This is a genomic window from Paenirhizobium cremeum (assembly GCF_022884085.1).
GTDB lineage: Bacteria > Pseudomonadota > Alphaproteobacteria > Rhizobiales > Rhizobiaceae > Allorhizobium > Allorhizobium cremeum.
On sequence record NZ_JAGGCS010000017.1, the window covers coordinates 1 to 16006 of the forward strand.

The 16006-nt window shown below is 62.1% G+C and carries 13 protein-coding genes; 10 read left to right on the forward strand and 3 right to left on the reverse strand.

Annotated elements, in window-relative coordinates:
- The first annotated feature begins 304 nt into the window (after nt 1–304).
- Together J5N58_RS22755 and folD are read left to right on the forward strand one after the other, a co-directional pair.
- Entirely contained in the window at nt 305–1126 is an 822-nt protein-coding gene (locus J5N58_RS22755; RefSeq protein WP_113442086.1) for a WecB/TagA/CpsF family glycosyltransferase, read from the forward strand.
- 135 nt (nt 1127–1261) lie between these two features.
- Nucleotides 1262–2161 (forward strand): bifunctional methylenetetrahydrofolate dehydrogenase/methenyltetrahydrofolate cyclohydrolase FolD, encoded by a 900-nt coding sequence (gene folD / locus J5N58_RS22760; protein ID WP_113442087.1) that lies wholly within the window; start codon nt 1262–1264, stop codon nt 2159–2161.
- A gap of 54 nt (nt 2162–2215) precedes the next feature.
- On the opposite strand, the gene J5N58_RS22765 is transcribed toward folD, so the two are convergent.
- Nucleotides 2216–3241: a LacI family DNA-binding transcriptional regulator gene (locus J5N58_RS22765; protein WP_244713211.1), complete on the reverse strand. Its 1026-nt coding sequence runs from the start codon at nt 3239–3241 to the stop codon at nt 2216–2218.
- A 296-nt stretch (nt 3242–3537) separates the two neighbouring features.
- On the opposite strand from J5N58_RS22765, the gene J5N58_RS22770 reads away from it, so the two are divergent.
- The 8 genes from J5N58_RS22770 to J5N58_RS22805 all read left to right on the forward strand — a co-directional run bounded on the left by J5N58_RS22770 (nt 3538) and on the right by J5N58_RS22805 (nt 12906).
- On the forward strand, nt 3538–4896 hold the full coding sequence (locus tag J5N58_RS22770; RefSeq protein ID WP_113339681.1) for an ABC transporter substrate-binding protein: 1359 nt from the start codon (nt 3538–3540) through the stop codon (nt 4894–4896).
- Between the two features lie 74 nt (nt 4897–4970).
- Nucleotides 4971–5981: a carbohydrate ABC transporter permease gene (locus J5N58_RS22775; RefSeq protein ID WP_162748310.1), complete on the forward strand. Its 1011-nt coding sequence runs from the start codon at nt 4971–4973 to the stop codon at nt 5979–5981.
- 1 nt (nt 5982) lies between these two features.
- Complete coding sequence (locus J5N58_RS22780) at nt 5983–7131, forward strand: carbohydrate ABC transporter permease (protein ID WP_113339683.1); 1149 nt, start codon at nt 5983–5985, stop codon at nt 7129–7131.
- A 49-nt stretch (nt 7132–7180) separates the two neighbouring features.
- Nucleotides 7181–8836 carry a beta-galactosidase BglA gene (bglA, locus tag J5N58_RS22785; RefSeq protein ID WP_244713212.1) on the forward strand — a complete coding sequence of 552 codons (1656 nt, stop codon included), beginning with the start codon at nt 7181–7183 and terminating at the stop codon, nt 8834–8836.
- Nucleotides 8837–8851: 15 nt separating this feature from the next.
- A complete protein-coding gene (locus J5N58_RS22790; RefSeq protein ID WP_113437341.1) occupies nt 8852–9940 on the forward strand; it encodes an ABC transporter ATP-binding protein in 1089 nt (362 codons plus the stop codon).
- A 143-nt stretch (nt 9941–10083) separates the two neighbouring features.
- On the forward strand, nt 10084–10476 hold the full coding sequence (locus J5N58_RS22795) for a hypothetical protein (protein WP_112828414.1): 393 nt from the start codon (nt 10084–10086) through the stop codon (nt 10474–10476).
- 147 nt (nt 10477–10623) lie between these two features.
- On the forward strand, nt 10624–11325 hold the full coding sequence (locus J5N58_RS22800) for an SDR family oxidoreductase (RefSeq protein WP_113437342.1): 702 nt from the start codon (nt 10624–10626) through the stop codon (nt 11323–11325).
- 297 nt (nt 11326–11622) lie between these two features.
- Entirely contained in the window at nt 11623–12906 is a 1284-nt protein-coding gene (locus J5N58_RS22805; protein ID WP_244713214.1) for a DUF2778 domain-containing protein, read from the forward strand.
- Nucleotides 12907–12975: 69 nt separating this feature from the next.
- Here the strand turns inward: J5N58_RS22805 and J5N58_RS22810 are convergent, their stop codons facing one another.
- Nucleotides 12976–13479: a Holotricin-3 precursor gene (locus J5N58_RS22810; RefSeq protein WP_113442092.1), complete on the reverse strand. Its 504-nt coding sequence runs from the start codon at nt 13477–13479 to the stop codon at nt 12976–12978.
- 593 nt (nt 13480–14072) lie between these two features.
- On the reverse strand, nt 14073–15959 hold the full coding sequence (locus J5N58_RS22815; RefSeq protein ID WP_244713215.1) for a methyl-accepting chemotaxis protein: 1887 nt from the start codon (nt 15957–15959) through the stop codon (nt 14073–14075).
- Nucleotides 15960–16006 lie beyond the last annotated feature (47 nt).

Here is a 16006-nt window from a genome sequence, read left to right on the forward strand (position 1 = left end):
AGAACGCAGCAGCACCCCGCGTCCACTTCCCGTAGCCTGTCATGCGACGCCGGCCCGGGGCGGGCAGACATCGCGACCGGCTCCATGAAAGAAGGGTTAACGCGGCAGCCCGAATCTTAACGGTAAGTTTAAAGTGGCTTTCAGCCGTGCCTGCTAAGACTGCGCCATCGTTTCTCGTATTGCGTGGCGTCATGCGGTCATTCGTCCCTATCCGATCCCTGCCGGGCTTGCTGGCGGTTCCGTTTGCCGGTGCAGCCTTGCCCGAGTCTGTGCTGCCCTGCGCCGCAGGATGCGGGAGGCCGGCATGAATCCGTCTCCGACCTTCGCTCTTCTGGCGCCCCGCCTGCCGATCTTCGGCTGCTCCGTTTACGACCTCAACTGGGACGGTGCCCTTTCCTTCGTCAATGAACTCGCGAGCCTGCCGGTAGGTCAGGCCCATGTCACCTTCCTCAACGCCAACAATGCCAATATCATGCTGGCGGACAAGGAATTCCGCGAGGTTCTTGGCCGCTCGATCGTGCTGCCGGATGGTGTCGGCCTCGATATCGCCTCTCGTCTGCTGAACGGCGAGAAGTTCGTGGCGAACCTGAACGGCACCGATTTCGTTCCGGCGCTTTTGACCTATATGGTGACCCCGCGGCGCATCGGCCTGATCGGCGGCTCGCCGGAGGTTCTCGCGGCGGCGACGGCGGGTTTCCAGCGGCACGCGCCCTGGCACAGGTTCATCTCGGTTTCCGACGGGTTCTTCGACAAGGGCGATTGCACCGAGGTGCTTGCCGCTCTTGACGCCGCCGAACTCGACATCCTGCTCGTCGGCATGGGGACGCCGCTTCAGGAAAAGTGGGTGGACAGCAACATCCGGCCGGAGCATGCCCGTGTCGTCATGAGTGTCGGCGCGCTCTTTGATTTCGCGTCCGGTCGCGTGCCGCGCGCGCCGTCCTGGCTGCGCAGTATCCGCGCCGAATGGGCCTATCGCCTCTGGCTGGAGCCGGAACGCCTGTGGCGCCGCTATATTCTCGGCATTCCCGTCTTCCTCTACCATGTGCTCCGCCATAAACTGTCCGAACGCAAGGATCTGCCGGGCGGCTCCGGCCGCCGCCATCCCGCCGGCGGCACCAAGGCATAGCAGCCTTGCCGCCGCTGCCTCTTGCAAATTGCCCAATTTTGACAGCATAGGGCGGAGACAGGCAAATCCGGCCCGCTTTCTTTGCCTTAGGGTCGGGCTCTGGATTGGCCAGGAAGCAAGCGAGAGGGTGCTATCGTGACGACGGTGATTGATGGCAAGCAGGCAGCCGCATCGGTTGTCGCAGCGGTGAAGGCTGCTGCCGAAAGACTCGAGACCGAGGCGGGCCGCAGGCCGGGCCTGGCCGTTGTGATCGTTGGAGACGATCCGGCGAGCCACGCCTATGTGAACTCCAAGAGCAAGATGGCCAAGCAGTGCGGCTTCAAGTCCGTGCAGCACACGCTTCCCGAGGCCACCAGCCAGGAAGAACTGATGGCGCTGGTCGCGGAACTCAACGCCGATCCCGACATCGACGGCATCCTCGTGCAGCTGCCGCTGCCGAAGCATCTGAACTCCGAGGCGGTCATCCAGTCGATCCTACCGGAAAAAGACGTCGACGGCCTGCACGTCGTCAATGCCGGCAAGCTTGCAACGGGCGATCTGGATACGGGGCTTGTCTCTTGCACGCCCGCCGGTGCTATGATCCTTGTGCGGCAGATCCATGGGGCCGATCTTTCCGGCCTAAATGCGCTGGTGATCGGCCGCTCCAACCTCTTCGGCAAGCCGATGGCGCAGCTGTTGCTCAACGCCAATGCCACCGTCACGATCGCCCATTCCCGCAGCCGCGATCTCGCCGGCATTGCGCGCAGCGCCGATATCCTCGTCGCTGCCGTCGGCCGGGCGGAAATGGTCAAGGCGGACTGGGTGAAGCCCGGCGCAACCGTGATCGATGTCGGCATCAATCGCGTGCCGGCACCGGAAAAGGGCGAGGGCAGGAACAAGCTGGTCGGCGATGTCGATTTCGCCCAATGCGCACCGGTTGCAGCCGCGATTTCCCCGGTTCCGGGCGGCGTCGGTCCGATGACCATCGCCATGCTGATGGCCAATACGGTGATCGCAGCCTCCCGCGCCGCCGGCCGGCCTGCGCCGAAGTTCTGACATGGTCCAATGCCGGCGGGCCTGCATTTCGCGCAGGCTCCCGCATCCGGCGCGCTATTGCGGCGCCGGGCCGGTCGAGGCGCGGATCACCAGGTCGGCGGTCCAGAGTTCGTGCTCGGGCGGCTGCTGTTCGATGCGGTTGATCGCTGCGATCAGACGCTGGGCGATGCGGATGCCCGCTGCCCGGAGCGAGGACCGGGTCGTCGTTAGCGGCACGGTGAAGTTTTCCGGTTTCAGGAGCGGCAGCACGTCGTCATGGGCGATCAGCGAGATATCCTCGCCGAGTTTCAGGCCCGCCTTGTTGATCGCCCTGACCGCGCCGAGCGCAAGCACCGTGCTGGCGCAAAGCACCGCGGTAGGCCGTTCCGGCAGTTGCAGCAGTTCCGCCATGCCGCGATAGCCGAATTCGTCGGTCATGACCGAATGGCGGATGTGGGAAGGCGCAAGCGTCAGCCCCTTTTCCTGCAGCGCCGCGATCGTGCCGAGCTTGCGGCGCAGGGCAAAATCCAGATCTTCCGGACCGTTGAGAAGGGCGAAGCGGCGATGTCCAAGTTGCAGCAGGAGGCGGGCGGCATCCCGGAAAGCGCCTTCGTTGTCGACGTCGAGATAGGGATAGTCGGTATCGAGGCCAAAGGAGCGGCCATGCACGATGAACGGTATCGCCAGCGATTTCGCCATGGCGATGCGCGGGTCCCTCTCTCGCATATAGGCAAGATAATAGCCGTCGACACTGCCGCTCGCCACCAGCCAGCGGATGGCCTGCTCTTCGTCGCGCGGATGGGACGGCATGATGACGAAGTGGAAATCGTGGCGCAGCGCTTCTTCTGCGAGGCCGCTCTGGAATTCGCCGAAATGGACGTCGGAATAGTGCCCGGGAGCCGTCGGCATCACCAGCCCGATCGAGCCGGCCTTGCCGGTCGCGAGGCGCTGCGCCGCCCGGTTCGGCCGGTAGCCGGTTTCCTGCGCTGCCTTGAGCACGCGCTGCCGCGTTTCCTCGTTGACTTCCGGATAACCGTTGATCGCGCGGCTGATCGTCGTTTGCGACAGGCCGAGAAGCTCGGACAGTTGTTTCAGATTCACGGTATGCAGTCCCTCCCTGCCGCGCCTGCCCTCATCCGGTGCTTTCCGCCGCCGGCCGCCCAAAGCGCTTTTATTTTCTAGCAGTCCCGTCCGGGTGCCGAAACAGGAAAATGTCGAATTCTGTCGCAATTGAACATTTTGCATGCGGCAAGTTGCGTCGATTTGCGGCAACTATCGAAATGTGCTTGACTTCACTTTGCCGTCAGTGGGATGACTTTACTGCCAAAGCGCTTTGAAAAGAGCCATGGAAGAAGAACGACGTTTGTTCGTCGGTTGTGTGGAGGGAGGTAATTCACATGAAGAAGACATTTTTGATGACCGTCGCCGCTGCCGCGCTCCTTGCAGGTGCTGCGGGCGCTGCGGATTTGAAGTTCAAGCCGGGCGAGGATGCGAAATTCAACTGGGCGAGCCTCGAGGAATTCAAGAAGTCGCATGCCATGTCCGGCCAGTCGGTGACGATCTTCGGCCCTTGGCGTGGTGAGGACCAGGCTCTCTTCGAAAGCGTTCTGGCCTATTTCGAGGATGCCACCGGCATCGACGTGAAATACTCCTCCTCCGAAAATTACGAGCAGCAGATCGTCATCGACACCCAGGCGGGCAGCCCGCCGGATGTTGCCATCCTGCCGCAGCCGGGCCTTATCGCCGATCTCGCCGCCAAGGGCCATCTCGTGCCGCTCGGCGATGAGAACAAGGACTGGCTGCTGCAGAATTACGCCGCCGGCCAGTCCTGGGTGGACCTCTCCACCTATAAGGGCAAGGACGGCAAGGCCGCCATCTATGCCTTCCCCTACAAGATCGACGTGAAGTCGCTGGTCTGGTACGTGCCGGAAAACTTCGAGGATGCCGGTTACGAGGTTCCCAAGACCATGGAGGAACTGAAGGCGCTGACCGAGAAGATCGTCGCCGATGGCGGCACTCCCTGGTGCATCGGTCTCGGTTCCGGCGGCGCCACGGGCTGGCCGGCGACCGACTGGGTTGAGGATCTTATGCTGCGCACCCAGCCCGCCGATGTCTACGACAAGTGGGTATCGAACGAGATCAAGTTCAACGATCCGGCCGTCGTCGGCGCGATCGAGGAATTCGGCTGGTTCGCGAGAAACGACAAGTTCGTCGATGGCGGCGCGGCCGGTGTCGCCTCCACCGATTTCCGCGACAGCCCGAAAGGTCTCTTCGCTTCGCCGCCGAAGTGCTACCTGCATCACCAGGCCTCCTTCATTCCGTCCTTCTTCCCGGAAGGCACCGTGGTCGGGCAGGATGCGGATTTCTTCTACATGCCGCCCTATGACAGCAAGAAGGATCTCGGCAATCCGGTTCTCGGTGCCGGCACGCTCGCCATGATTACCAAGGACACACCGGCCGCCCGCGCCTTCATCGATTTCCTGAAGACGCCGATCGCCCATGAGGTCTGGATGGCCCAGTCGAGCTTCCTGACGCCTTACAAGGCGGCCAACAAGGAGGCTTATGCCAACGGTCCGATGAAGAAACAGGGCGATATTCTGCTGAGTGCCACCACCTTCCGCTTCGACGGCTCCGACCTGATGCCCGGCAAGATCGGTGCCGGCGCCTTCTGGACCGGCATGGTCGACTACACCGGCGGCAAATCCGCGGCCGATGTCGCTGCCGATATCCAGAAGGCCTGGGACGGCCTGAAGTAACCGTCACAAGAGCCGTGCCGATGTCGCCGGTTACGGCGGCATCGGCAGCTTTGCCGCTGCTGGGAGGGGATGCCTTGCAACAGTTATTCTATGCGCTGCTGACCATCGTGATCGGGATTGCCGGTGCGATCGGCTATTTCTATGGCTCGAACCTGCTGCTCGACCTGATCCTGCCGCCGCGGCTTGCCGACACGGCGCGGGCGTCGCGCAATATCCGCCGCGCCAGCCTGATCCGCCCCTGGCTGTTCCTCGGGCCGGCCATTGTGTCGCTGTCTATCTACCTGGTCTATCCGGTATTTTCATCGGTGGCCTATTCGCTGTTCGACCGCTCCGGCACCAGCTTTGTCGGCCTTGCCAACTATCGCTGGATGCTCAACGATGCCGAATTCCGCCAGTCGATCTTCAACAACATCCTGTGGTTGATCGTCGTCCCGGCGGCCTCCACCCTGTTCGGCCTCATCATCGCGGCGCTCACCGACCGTATCTGGTGGGGCAATATCGCCAAATCGCTGATCTTCATGCCGATGGCGATCTCCTTCGTCGGCGCGTCCGTCATCTGGAAGTTCGTCTATGACTACCGTGATGCCGGTTCCGAGCAGATCGGCATCCTGAACGCCATCGTCGTGGCTTTGGGCGGCGAGCCGCAGATCTGGATCACGCTGCCCTTCTGGAACAACTTCTTCCTGATGGTCATCCTGATCTGGATTCAGACCGGTTTTGCCATGGTTCTCCTGTCGGCGGCGCTGCGCGGCATTCCGGAAGAAACCATCGAAGCGGCCGTGATCGACGGCGCCAATCCCTGGCAGATCTTCCTCAAGATCAAGGTGCCGCAGATCTGGGGCACCATTGCCGTGGTGTGGACCACGATCACCATCCTCGTGCTGAAGGTCTTCGATATCGTGCTCGCCATGACCAATGGCCAATGGCAGACGCAGGTTCTCGCCAACCTGATGTTCGACTGGATGTTCCGCGGCGGCGGCGATTTCGGCCGCGGCGCTTCGATCGCCGTCGTCATCATGGTCATGGTGGTGCCGATCATGATCTGGAACATCCGCAACGCCCGCCGGGAAATGGAAGGACGCTGAGATGCATAAAGGCAGTGTTCGCTCGCCGCTGACGTGGGCCGTTCATCTTTCCGTTCTTTTCCTTGTCGTGCTCTGGACTCTGCCGACGGCCGGCCTGTTTATCTCCGCCATCCGCGACAAGGACCAGATCGTCGCCTCAGGCTGGTGGACGGCGCTTTCGACCTCCACCCAGAACGCTATTTATCGCGCTCCGGGGCCGGAAAAGCAGGTCAAGGAAAACGGCGCTTTCGTCATATCCGGCAATGTCTTCGAAGGTGGTCAGGGAACGGTCAGCGCCTTCGGCAGCTCGAGCCAGGAGCCGGCGGCCTTCACGGCCGGTTCCACCGCCGATCTGAAGGACGGCGTCAAGCTGACGGTCGAGGAGAACGGCGATTTCCGCCTGGTCTCGCCGAAGGCTTTCGAGGGAAGCCGCGGCCAGCGCATCTTCTACACGGCCGCCATTCCGCCGCGCTTCACGCTTGAGAACTATCGCAACGTCCTGACGGCGGAAGGCATCGGGCAATCCTTCATCAACTCGCTGACGGTCGCCATACCCGCCACCATCATCCCGATCCTGGTCGCGGCCTTTGCGGCCTACGCCCTTGCCTGGATGCGGTTTCCCGGCAGGTCGCTCATCCTCGCCGTCATCGTCGGCCTGCTGGTCGTGCCGCTGCAGATGTCGCTCATCCCGCTGTTGAAGATGTATAACGGGATCGGCTCGGCGTTCGGGGTGCCGTCCAAGACCTATCTCGGCATATGGCTCGCCCATATGGGTTTCGGTCTGCCGCTCGCCATCTATCTGCTGCGCAACTACATCGCCGGCCTGCCGCGGGAAATCATGGAATCGGCCCGTGTCGACGGCGCATCCGATTTCACCATCTTCACGAAAATCGTGTTGCCGCTTTCCTATCCGGCGCTCGCTTCCTTCGCCATTTTCCAGTTCCTCTGGACCTGGAACGATCTGCTGGTCGCCATGGTCTTCCTCGGAACCGGCAATGACGAACTGGTCCTGACCGGCCGGCTCGTCAATCTTCTCGGCTCGCGCGGCGGCAAGTGGGAAATCCTCACGGCCTCGGCCTTCATCACCATCATCGTGCCGCTGATCGTCTTTTTCGCGCTCCAGCGCTACCTCGTGCGCGGCCTGCTGGCGGGCTCGGTGAAGGGTGGCTGACGCGGCTGCTTTGAAATTCGAACACGTTGTTTTTGCATAAGGAAAGAGCATGACCGCTGAAATGCAATCGCCCCTTTCTCCCGACAAGGACTGGTGGCGCGGTGCCGTGATCTACCAGATCTATCCCCGTTCCTTTCAGGATTCCAACGGTGACGGCATCGGCGACCTCAAGGGCATTACCGCCCGCCTGTCGCATGTTGCGGATCTCGGCGCCGACGCGATCTGGATCTCGCCCTTCTTCACTTCGCCGATGAAGGATTTCGGTTACGACGTCTCCAACTATGTCGATGTCGATCCGATGTTCGGCACGCTCGCCGATTTCGACGGCCTGATCGCGGAGGCCCATCGCCTGGGTATCCGCGTCATGATCGACCTCGTGATTTCCCACACGTCCGATCAGCATCCCTGGTTCGTCGAGAGCCGGTCGAGCAAGAGCAATCCGCGTTCGGACTGGTATGTTTGGTCCGATGCCAAGCCGGACGGCACGCCGCCCAACAACTGGCTGTCGATCTTCGGCGGTTCCGCGTGGCAGTGGGACCCGACCCGCATGCAGTATTACATGCACAACTTCCTGACCTCCCAGCCGGACCTCAATATGCATAATCCCGAGGTTCAGGATGCCGTGCTGGATGCGGTGCGCTTCTGGTTGAAGCGTGGCGTGGATGGCTTCCGTCTCGATACCATCAACTTCTATTTCCATGACAAGCTGTTGCGCGACAACCCGGCGCTCGCGCCGGAACGCCGCAATGCGTCCACCGCGCCGGCGGTCAATCCCTATAATTTCCAGGAGCATCTCTACGACAAGAACCGCCCGGAAAACCTGGAGTTCCTGAAGCGCTTCCGCGCCGTGCTCGAGGAGTTTCCGGCAATTGCCGCCGTCGGTGAGGTCGGCGACAGCCAGCGCGGTCTGGAAATCGTCGGTGAATACACCTCCGGCAACGACAAGATGCAGATGTGCTACGCCTTCGAATTCCTGGCGCCCGATCCGCTGACGCCGGCGCGCGTCGCCGAGGTGCAGCAGGCCTTCGCCAAGGCGGCACCGGAAGGCTGGGCGTGCTGGGCCTTCTCCAACCACGATGTCGTGCGCCATGTCTCTCGCTGGGGGGCGGATGTCGTCGATCGCGACGCCTTCGCCAAGCAACTCGCCGCAATCCTTTTGACCCAGCGCGGCTCGGCCTGCATCTACGAGGGCGAGGAGCTGGGCCTCACCGAAGCCGATATCGCTTTCGAGGATCTTCAGGACCCCTACGGCATTCAGTTCTGGCCGGAATTCAAGGGGCGTGACGGCTGCCGCACGCCGATGGTCTGGGACAACCATGCCGTCAAGGCGGGCTTTTCGACCTCCGAAAAGACCTGGCTCCCCATCCCGGTCGAACATGTAATCAAGGCCGTCGACACGCAGCAGGGCAGGGAGGATTCGGTGCTCGAGCAATACCGGCGGTTTCTTGCCTTCCGCCGGCAGCATCCAGCTTTCGCCAAGGGCGATATCGTCTTTTATCCGGAGGAGGGCAATGTCCTCATCTACAGCCGCACGCTTGGCAACGAGACGCTGCTTTGCGTCTTCAACATGAGCGCCGCCCCTGCCTCGGCCGGACTTCCGGTCGGCGCATGGCAGCCTCTGGAGGGGCATGGCTTTACGAGCATGGTCAAGGACAACAGGATAGAACTTCCGGCCTGGGGCGCATATTTCGCCCGCCGGGCCTGATTGGGGAGGAAGACAATGACGGGCCTCGTTCTGAAGGACATCCGCAAGACCTACGGGCAGGTGAAGGTTCTGCACGGCATCGATCTGGAGATCGCGGAAGGCGAATTCGTCGTCTTCGTCGGTCCTTCCGGCTGTGGCAAATCCACGCTGCTGCGCATGATTGCCGGGCTGGAGGATATCACCAGCGGTGAGATGATTATCGACGGACAGGTCGTCAACGACGTACCGCCCTCCAGGCGCGGCATCGCCATGGTCTTCCAGTCCTATGCGCTCTACCCGCATATGACGGTTTACGACAATATGGCCTTCGGCATGCGGATCGCCGGTGAAAGCCGCGAGGAGATCGAGCGCCGCGTGAAGAACGCGGCGGAAATCCTGCAACTGACGCCCTATCTGGACCGGTTGCCGAAGGCGCTTTCCGGTGGCCAGCGGCAGCGCGTGGCAATCGGCCGCGCGATCTGCCGCAATCCGAAGGTCTTCCTCTTCGACGAGCCCTTGTCGAACCTCGATGCGGCGCTGCGTGTTGCGACCCGCATCGAAATCGCCAAGCTGAACGAGTCAATGCCGGATACCACGATGATCTACGTCACCCACGATCAGGTCGAGGCGATGACGCTTGCCGACCGTATCGTCGTGCTTTCGGCTGGCCGCATCGAGCAGGTCGGCCCGCCGCTCGAGCTTTACGACCGTCCGGCCAATCTGTTCGTCGCCCGTTTCATCGGCTCCCCGGCGATGAACATCATGCCCGCGACGATCGCAAGCGGCGGCAGCCGGACGACGATAACCCTGCTCGATGGCACCTCGGTTTCCGTCGACATCGCCACGCCTGAGGCCGATGCCGGCAAGAAGGCAAGTTTCGGCGTTCGGCCGGAGGATCTGTCGATCGTCACCGGTGACGACTATCTCTTCGAAGGCACTGTCTCCATCGTCGAGCAGCTGGGCGAGGTCACGCTGATCTATGCCGACGGCCCGGTCGAGGACGAGCCGATTACCGTCAAGCTGCCGGGCACGGTGGCGATCTCCAAGGGTGACCGCCTACGTTTCGCGGCCGACCGCATGAAATTGCATTTGTTTAACGCGGACGGTCACACTTATCGAAAATGAGGCTGATGAAGGTAAGGTTCCGTTTGCCCTGCCGGCGACGGAACCCCTTCCAGGGCTAACTCCGGCCCTTTCTTAATACCTTCTGTTAAATTCCGGCTGCTAGATTTCGCTCAACAAGAACCGAAAATGCAGGCGGGACGGAAATGCGAGCCAATTACCTCAAGCGAGAAGAATCCTTCATGTATGACCGCGAAGCGCGGTTTCCGATGGAGGACACGATGAATGCCGCGCGCATCGAATACACGGAGAAGGGCGTGATGCACATGGCGGCCCGCCGTTGTGACATCATCCGTATCTCGGTGTCGGGCGCGGTCATCAGCCTTCTGACCCAGTACAACCTTCCGCAGCAGTTCTATCTCGACATTCCCGATGCGCGCATCAGCAAGATCGGCTGCCTGCTGATGAAGGTCTTCGCCAACAATACCGCCGAGATCCGCTTCCTGCGCCTCCTGAGCCAGAAGGAACTCGACCGTATCTTCATCTTCTCCACCCATCCGGCGCATAAGGACAAGGTCCTCGACGTTCGCTCCTGGTAAGTCATCGCCGACATTCGTTCCATGCGGCCGGTAGGGCGAAAGCCTTGCCGGCCTTTCGCTTTGCTTGATCGCCCTTCGTCTTTTCTGACTCGACTTTCCGGGCAAATATCGAAATTCTCCCGCACGGAAAGATGCAGGGAGATTACCATGTCGGACAAAGTCGCAATCATCACCGCCGGCGGAAGCGGCATGGGAGCCGCCGCCGCCAGAAGGCTCGCCGCCGACGGTTTCAAGGTCGCGATCCTGTCCTCCTCGGGCAAGGGCGAGGCCCTGGCTCAGGAACTCGGCGGTCTCGGTGTGACCGGTTCCAACCAGTCCAATGACGACCTGAAGCGCCTGGTCGATGCGACGCTTTCCCGCTGGAGCCGGATCGATGTGCTGGTCAACAGCGCCGGCCACGGTCCGCGCGCGCAGATTCTCGAGATTAGCGACGAGGACTGGCACAAGGGCATCGACACCTACTTGCTCAATGTCGTCCGCCCGACCCGACTGGTGACGCCGGTCATGCAGAAGCAGAAATCGGGCGTCATCATCAATATCTCGACGGCCTGGGCTTTCGAGCCGAGTGCGATGTTCCCGACCTCCGCCGTTGCCCGCGCCGGCCTTGCCGCCTTCACCAAGATCTTCGCCGACACCTATGCGGCCGACAATGTCCGCATGAACAACGTCCTGCCGGGCTGGATCGACAGCCTGCCGGGCACCGAAGAACGCCGCGAGAGCGTTCCGATGAAACGCTACGGCAAGGCCGACGAGATCGCCGCGACCGTCGCCTTCCTCGCCTCCGAGGGGGGCGGCTATATCACCGGCCAGAACATCCGCGTCGACGGCGGCCTGACGCGCTCCGTCTGATAGGGCTCCGCTGTTCCCGACGATCGGAGCTGGAGGTGGCGGACGACCGCCATCTTCCTGCCCCATGCGGCATGCAACAACAAATCGCGTGCCGTAAACCTCTTGGTTACCAAGTTTCTTCATTGTTTAGCATGTCCGGCAGGGATCGGGACGGCCGCAGGAAAAGGCGACGGTCTCCCGTCCGGGATGTGTAGCGCTGCGCGTGCCATGACGACCGCCGGCGACGAGAGGCTTCTGGTAGCGAGTAAGAGTATGGCGTCCTCGAGCAAGTCAGTTTCGCGTGGCATTGCGTCCCGCATGAACGCTCCCCGTGCATCGAACCGTAAGTCGCCGGGGCCGAAGGCCTGGGCAACACCGATGACCATCGGCGTCGGTGTCGCGCTCGGACTCTGGGCCACAGTGGCAATCGCTACAGTTCAGATGTTTTCGTCCGGCACGTCCTCGACATCGGCCATTCGCGCTGAGAGCGCCCGGCTCTTGCCCGTTCCTGCGCCACGGGCCGACCGCAAGTCCGCCAGGCAGGCAGACGCCGAGGCGAACCGCATCAATTTTGCAGCGATGGAAGAAGCGCGCGCGAGGCTTGCCGCGGCAATCGAGGATAGCGACGAAGCCGGCATCCTCATGCTGCCGGCCTCGATGGCGCTTGCGCCGGTCGACAAGTCCGATCGCCTGGAACTCGTGGGCTTCAATTATCGGGACAATCCGCAGGCGCTGGATGGCCTGCGGCAGGAGCTTGCGACTGCGGTCGCCGCGCGCACGGCGCTCAAGCTTGCCGCCGCCTCCGAGGCCGAAAAGCGCAATGCCGCGCAGATGACCGACCCGGTGGTCACCGCCTCTGTCGCGCCGAATGCCGCGTCGGCGAGCGAAGCCGCCCTCGCTTATGCAGCCCCCATGCCGGCCAGGGACGTCGTTCCGCTGGGCGCCGACCCCCGCGAGGAACCTTTCGTTGAACTCCTGTCGGAACCGGCCGAAGCCGATCACGAGGAACTGCCCGATGGTGGCCCGATGCCGACAGCAAAGCCCGGCAGGCCGGCCGTGGCCCCGGCAAAGCCCGCGGTTCTCAGGGAAAAGCCGGCGACCGTCGAACTTGCCTACGCCAAGCCCAGCAACCCGCTCGTCATGGACGACGAGGAGGATCGTCCCTCGCTCTTTTCGCGTAAACCGAAGCTGCCGGGACGCGGCGTTGCCGTTTACGATATCTCGGCCGGTATCGTGCACATGCCGAACGGCGAGAAGCTCGAGGCCCATTCCGGCCGCGCCCATATGCGTGACGATCCCCGCTTCGTGCATATCAAGAACCGCGGCCCGACTCCGCCGAATGTCTACAGCCTGCGCATGCGCGAAGCCCGCTTTCACGGGATCGAGGCGATCCGTATGACCCCTGTCGGCGATGCGAAGATGTACGGTCGCGACGGCTTCCTGACCCACACCTACCTGCTGCGCACCCGCGGCGACTCGTCCGGCTGCGTGGTGTTCGAGGATTACAACCGCTTCCTCAAGGCCTTCAAGCGCGGCGAGGTCAAGACGCTGATCGTCGTGCCGCGCATGGCCGAATTGCCGAAATATGTGGCGATGATGTGAGAATGGCGCAGGGTTTGCCTGCGCCGTCCGAAGTCGGAAACTTCTCCTGAGGGAAAGGGCTATTCGCCGTCAGCCTGCGTCAAGCAGGGAGTTCAGCGCTTCGATTTGCTCGGCGCTGAAAGTGCGACCGAAAGCGGTTTCGAGGTTGTCGACCGCGGTCTGAAGAGCCGCGTCCTGGGCTGCCGGATCGGTGAGTTCAAGGGCGGCGGCACGGGCCTGCTCATAGGCTGCGATCTTGCCGACAGCCGAGTTCGGCGCTGCGTTCAGCCGGGCGGTCGGCGATGCATGCGCGGCGTTGAGCGGTCCGAGATCGACCTCGGTGCCGGTCTTCGGAGCCTTCGTCTTGTCGGCGCTTTTCGTGTTCTTGTCCGCGGCCTTTTCGGAGCGGTTGCTGTTGTCTTTGCCGCCCCCGTTGTTGCCCCCGTTGCCACCGCCGTTTCCGCCTCCATTGCCGCCGCCATTGCCGTTGCCGGCGAAGGCCGGGGAGATCGTGCCGAGACTGCCGCCGACCGGTATCGACGCGACAATGGCAAGGGCCGCCGCACAAGCCGCAATTTTCGCGATATGGTTCATTCTGCTTTCCTTCTGGAACTGGTTCTGTTCGTTGCATCCCAGCCGCCGACGGCTTCCCCTTTAGGATATCCCGGCCCCGACCGACGAGCGGGCTGATCGCGCAGTGCCATTTCATGATTTCGAATATGAATGCAAGATTAATAAGTAATTTCTTTTATTGACTGTGCATCGATTGAAGCGCCCCGGGAACGCCGCCTCCCCTGACCGGGGGAGGCGAATGGGTATTCCACCCCCGTTCGGTGGTCATGCCCGCGACTTCGGCCCCTCTGCTCCGGAGGCAGGATTTTCCGTCCATCGGGCTGCGATTTTCATCGCTGGACGCCGGACCACGGTGCCTCGCCTCGCCGGACATGCACACCGGGTCCATCCGCGAGCGAACGGGGCGATTGCAGGCATGGAAGATCGGGGCGGGGATTTTGTGGGAAAGCGTGGAGGATGGTGAAGGGCTGGATGGTGTCTTGCCGTCTGGAAAAGGTAGAGCGCGAAGTGCGGCCTCGTCATCCCTCTGCCGGGACCTTAATAACTTCCCCAACACGTTGTTGAGGAAGTTAAAGGGGGGAACTCCGCGACGGGCAGCGAAGCGGTCGCCGGGGTCAGAACTCCTGCCAGTCGTCGGTCTTCAGGGCGGTGTTGCCCCGGGTCATGACGGCCGGGCGGGAGACAGAGCGAGGTTGTTCGGCCGATGCCCGATCGGATCGCGACGACCAGCTCGCCGGGCCGGCGCCGGTTTGCGCAAACGTCGCCCCGAGTTCGAAGCGGGAGACGAGTTGGCGAAGGCTATCCGTTTCCCGGCTGAGCGCCGCGCTGGCGGCGGTGCTTTCCTCGACCATCGCAGCATTCTGCTGGGTCATCTGGTCCATCTGGTTGACGGCCGTGTTGACTTCGGAAAGGCCGGTCGCTTGTTCTCGGGAGGCGTTGGCGATCGCTTCCATGTGCTGGTTGACCGTGAGGATATTGCCCTGAATGGTGCGGAGCGCCTCGCCCGTTTCGCTGACGAGCGTCACGCCGCTCTTCACCTCCTCGGAGGATTTGCTGATCAGGTCCTTGATTTCCTTGGCAGCCTGCGCCGAACGCTGGGCGAGTTCCCGCACCTCCTGCGCGACGACGGCGAAGCCCTTGCCGGCCTCGCCCGCTCTAGCCGCCTCGACGCCTGCATTGAGCGCCAGAAGGTTGGTCTGGAAGGCGATCTCGTCGATCACGCCGATAATGCTGGAAATCTGGTTGGACGACTGCTCGATGCGCGCCATGGCACTCATTGCATCGGCGACGACCGTGCCGGAATGGACGGCGCTGGAATTGGCGGNAATGCTGGAAATCTGGTTGGACGACTGCTCGATGCGCGCCATGGCACTCATTGCATCGGCGACGACCGTGCCGGAATGGACGGCGCTGGAATTGGCGGTCGCTGCTGCGTGGCGCGCCTCTTCCGCCCGCGCGGATGCGTTCTTGACGTTGACCGTGATCTCGTCCAGTGCTGCGGCGGTCTCCTCGAGCGAGGCGGCCTGCTGTTCGGTACGTTTCGACAGATCCTGTGCGCTGCGGCTGATCTCGCGGCTGCCGGCATCGATCTGCCCGGTCGCCCGGGAAACTGAACCGAGCGCATCGGCAAGCTGCGTGACTGCATCGTTGAAATTGTTGCGCAGGCTTTCGAAATCAGCGCCGAAAGGCTGCTCGATCCGGAAGGCGAGATTGCCGGAGGCAAGCTTGTTGAGGCCGTCGCCGATCGTATTGACGGCATGGACGCGCTCGGTGACATCCGTCGCGAACTTCACGACCTTGGCGACATTGCCTTTCTCGTCGAAGATCGGATTGTAGGACGCATTGATCACCACCTTCCTGCCGTTCTTGCCGATGCGCAGGAATTCGTCCACCTGGAATTTGCCGCTTCTGAGCGCTTTCCAGAATTCCTGATATTGCGGGCTCGCGGCGTAGTCGGGCTCGACAAACATGCTGTGATGCCTGCCCCTGATCTCGTCGATCGTATAGCCGAGGGCATTGAGGAAGTTGTCGTTGGCCGTGAGCACCGCGCCGTCGGGGGAGAATTCGATGACCGCCTGGACGCGGCTGATGGCTTCGATCTGGTTCTGGAAATCCAGATTCTGCAGCCGTTCCCTGGCATTGGCCCATTCGACGACGAACCCCTCGTTTTTCGAACCGCGCTTCAGAGGCGTCACGATCAGGTCGAAGGCATGAATGCCGACCCGAATGGTCGCCTTGTGCGTTTTCTGAAGACCAGCCAGCATGTTGCGCTGGTGCGACGGGTTCTTGTGGAAGACGTCGATATTGCTGCCGATCAGTTTTGAGAATTCGAAGGCGGGCAATTCCTTCTTGAGATCGCTTTCCGCATCCTTGAGAAGGTTACGGACGGCGCCGTTCATATAGATGATGTTGAGCGCGTCGTCGGCGATCATGATATTCGCCGAGATCGCTTCCAGCGCTTCGATGCGGGCACGGGTGCCGCTATTGGTCATTCCGAACATATCCTGCAAGTCCCCCAAGGATGCAATGTTACCGACGACAGGCCGCC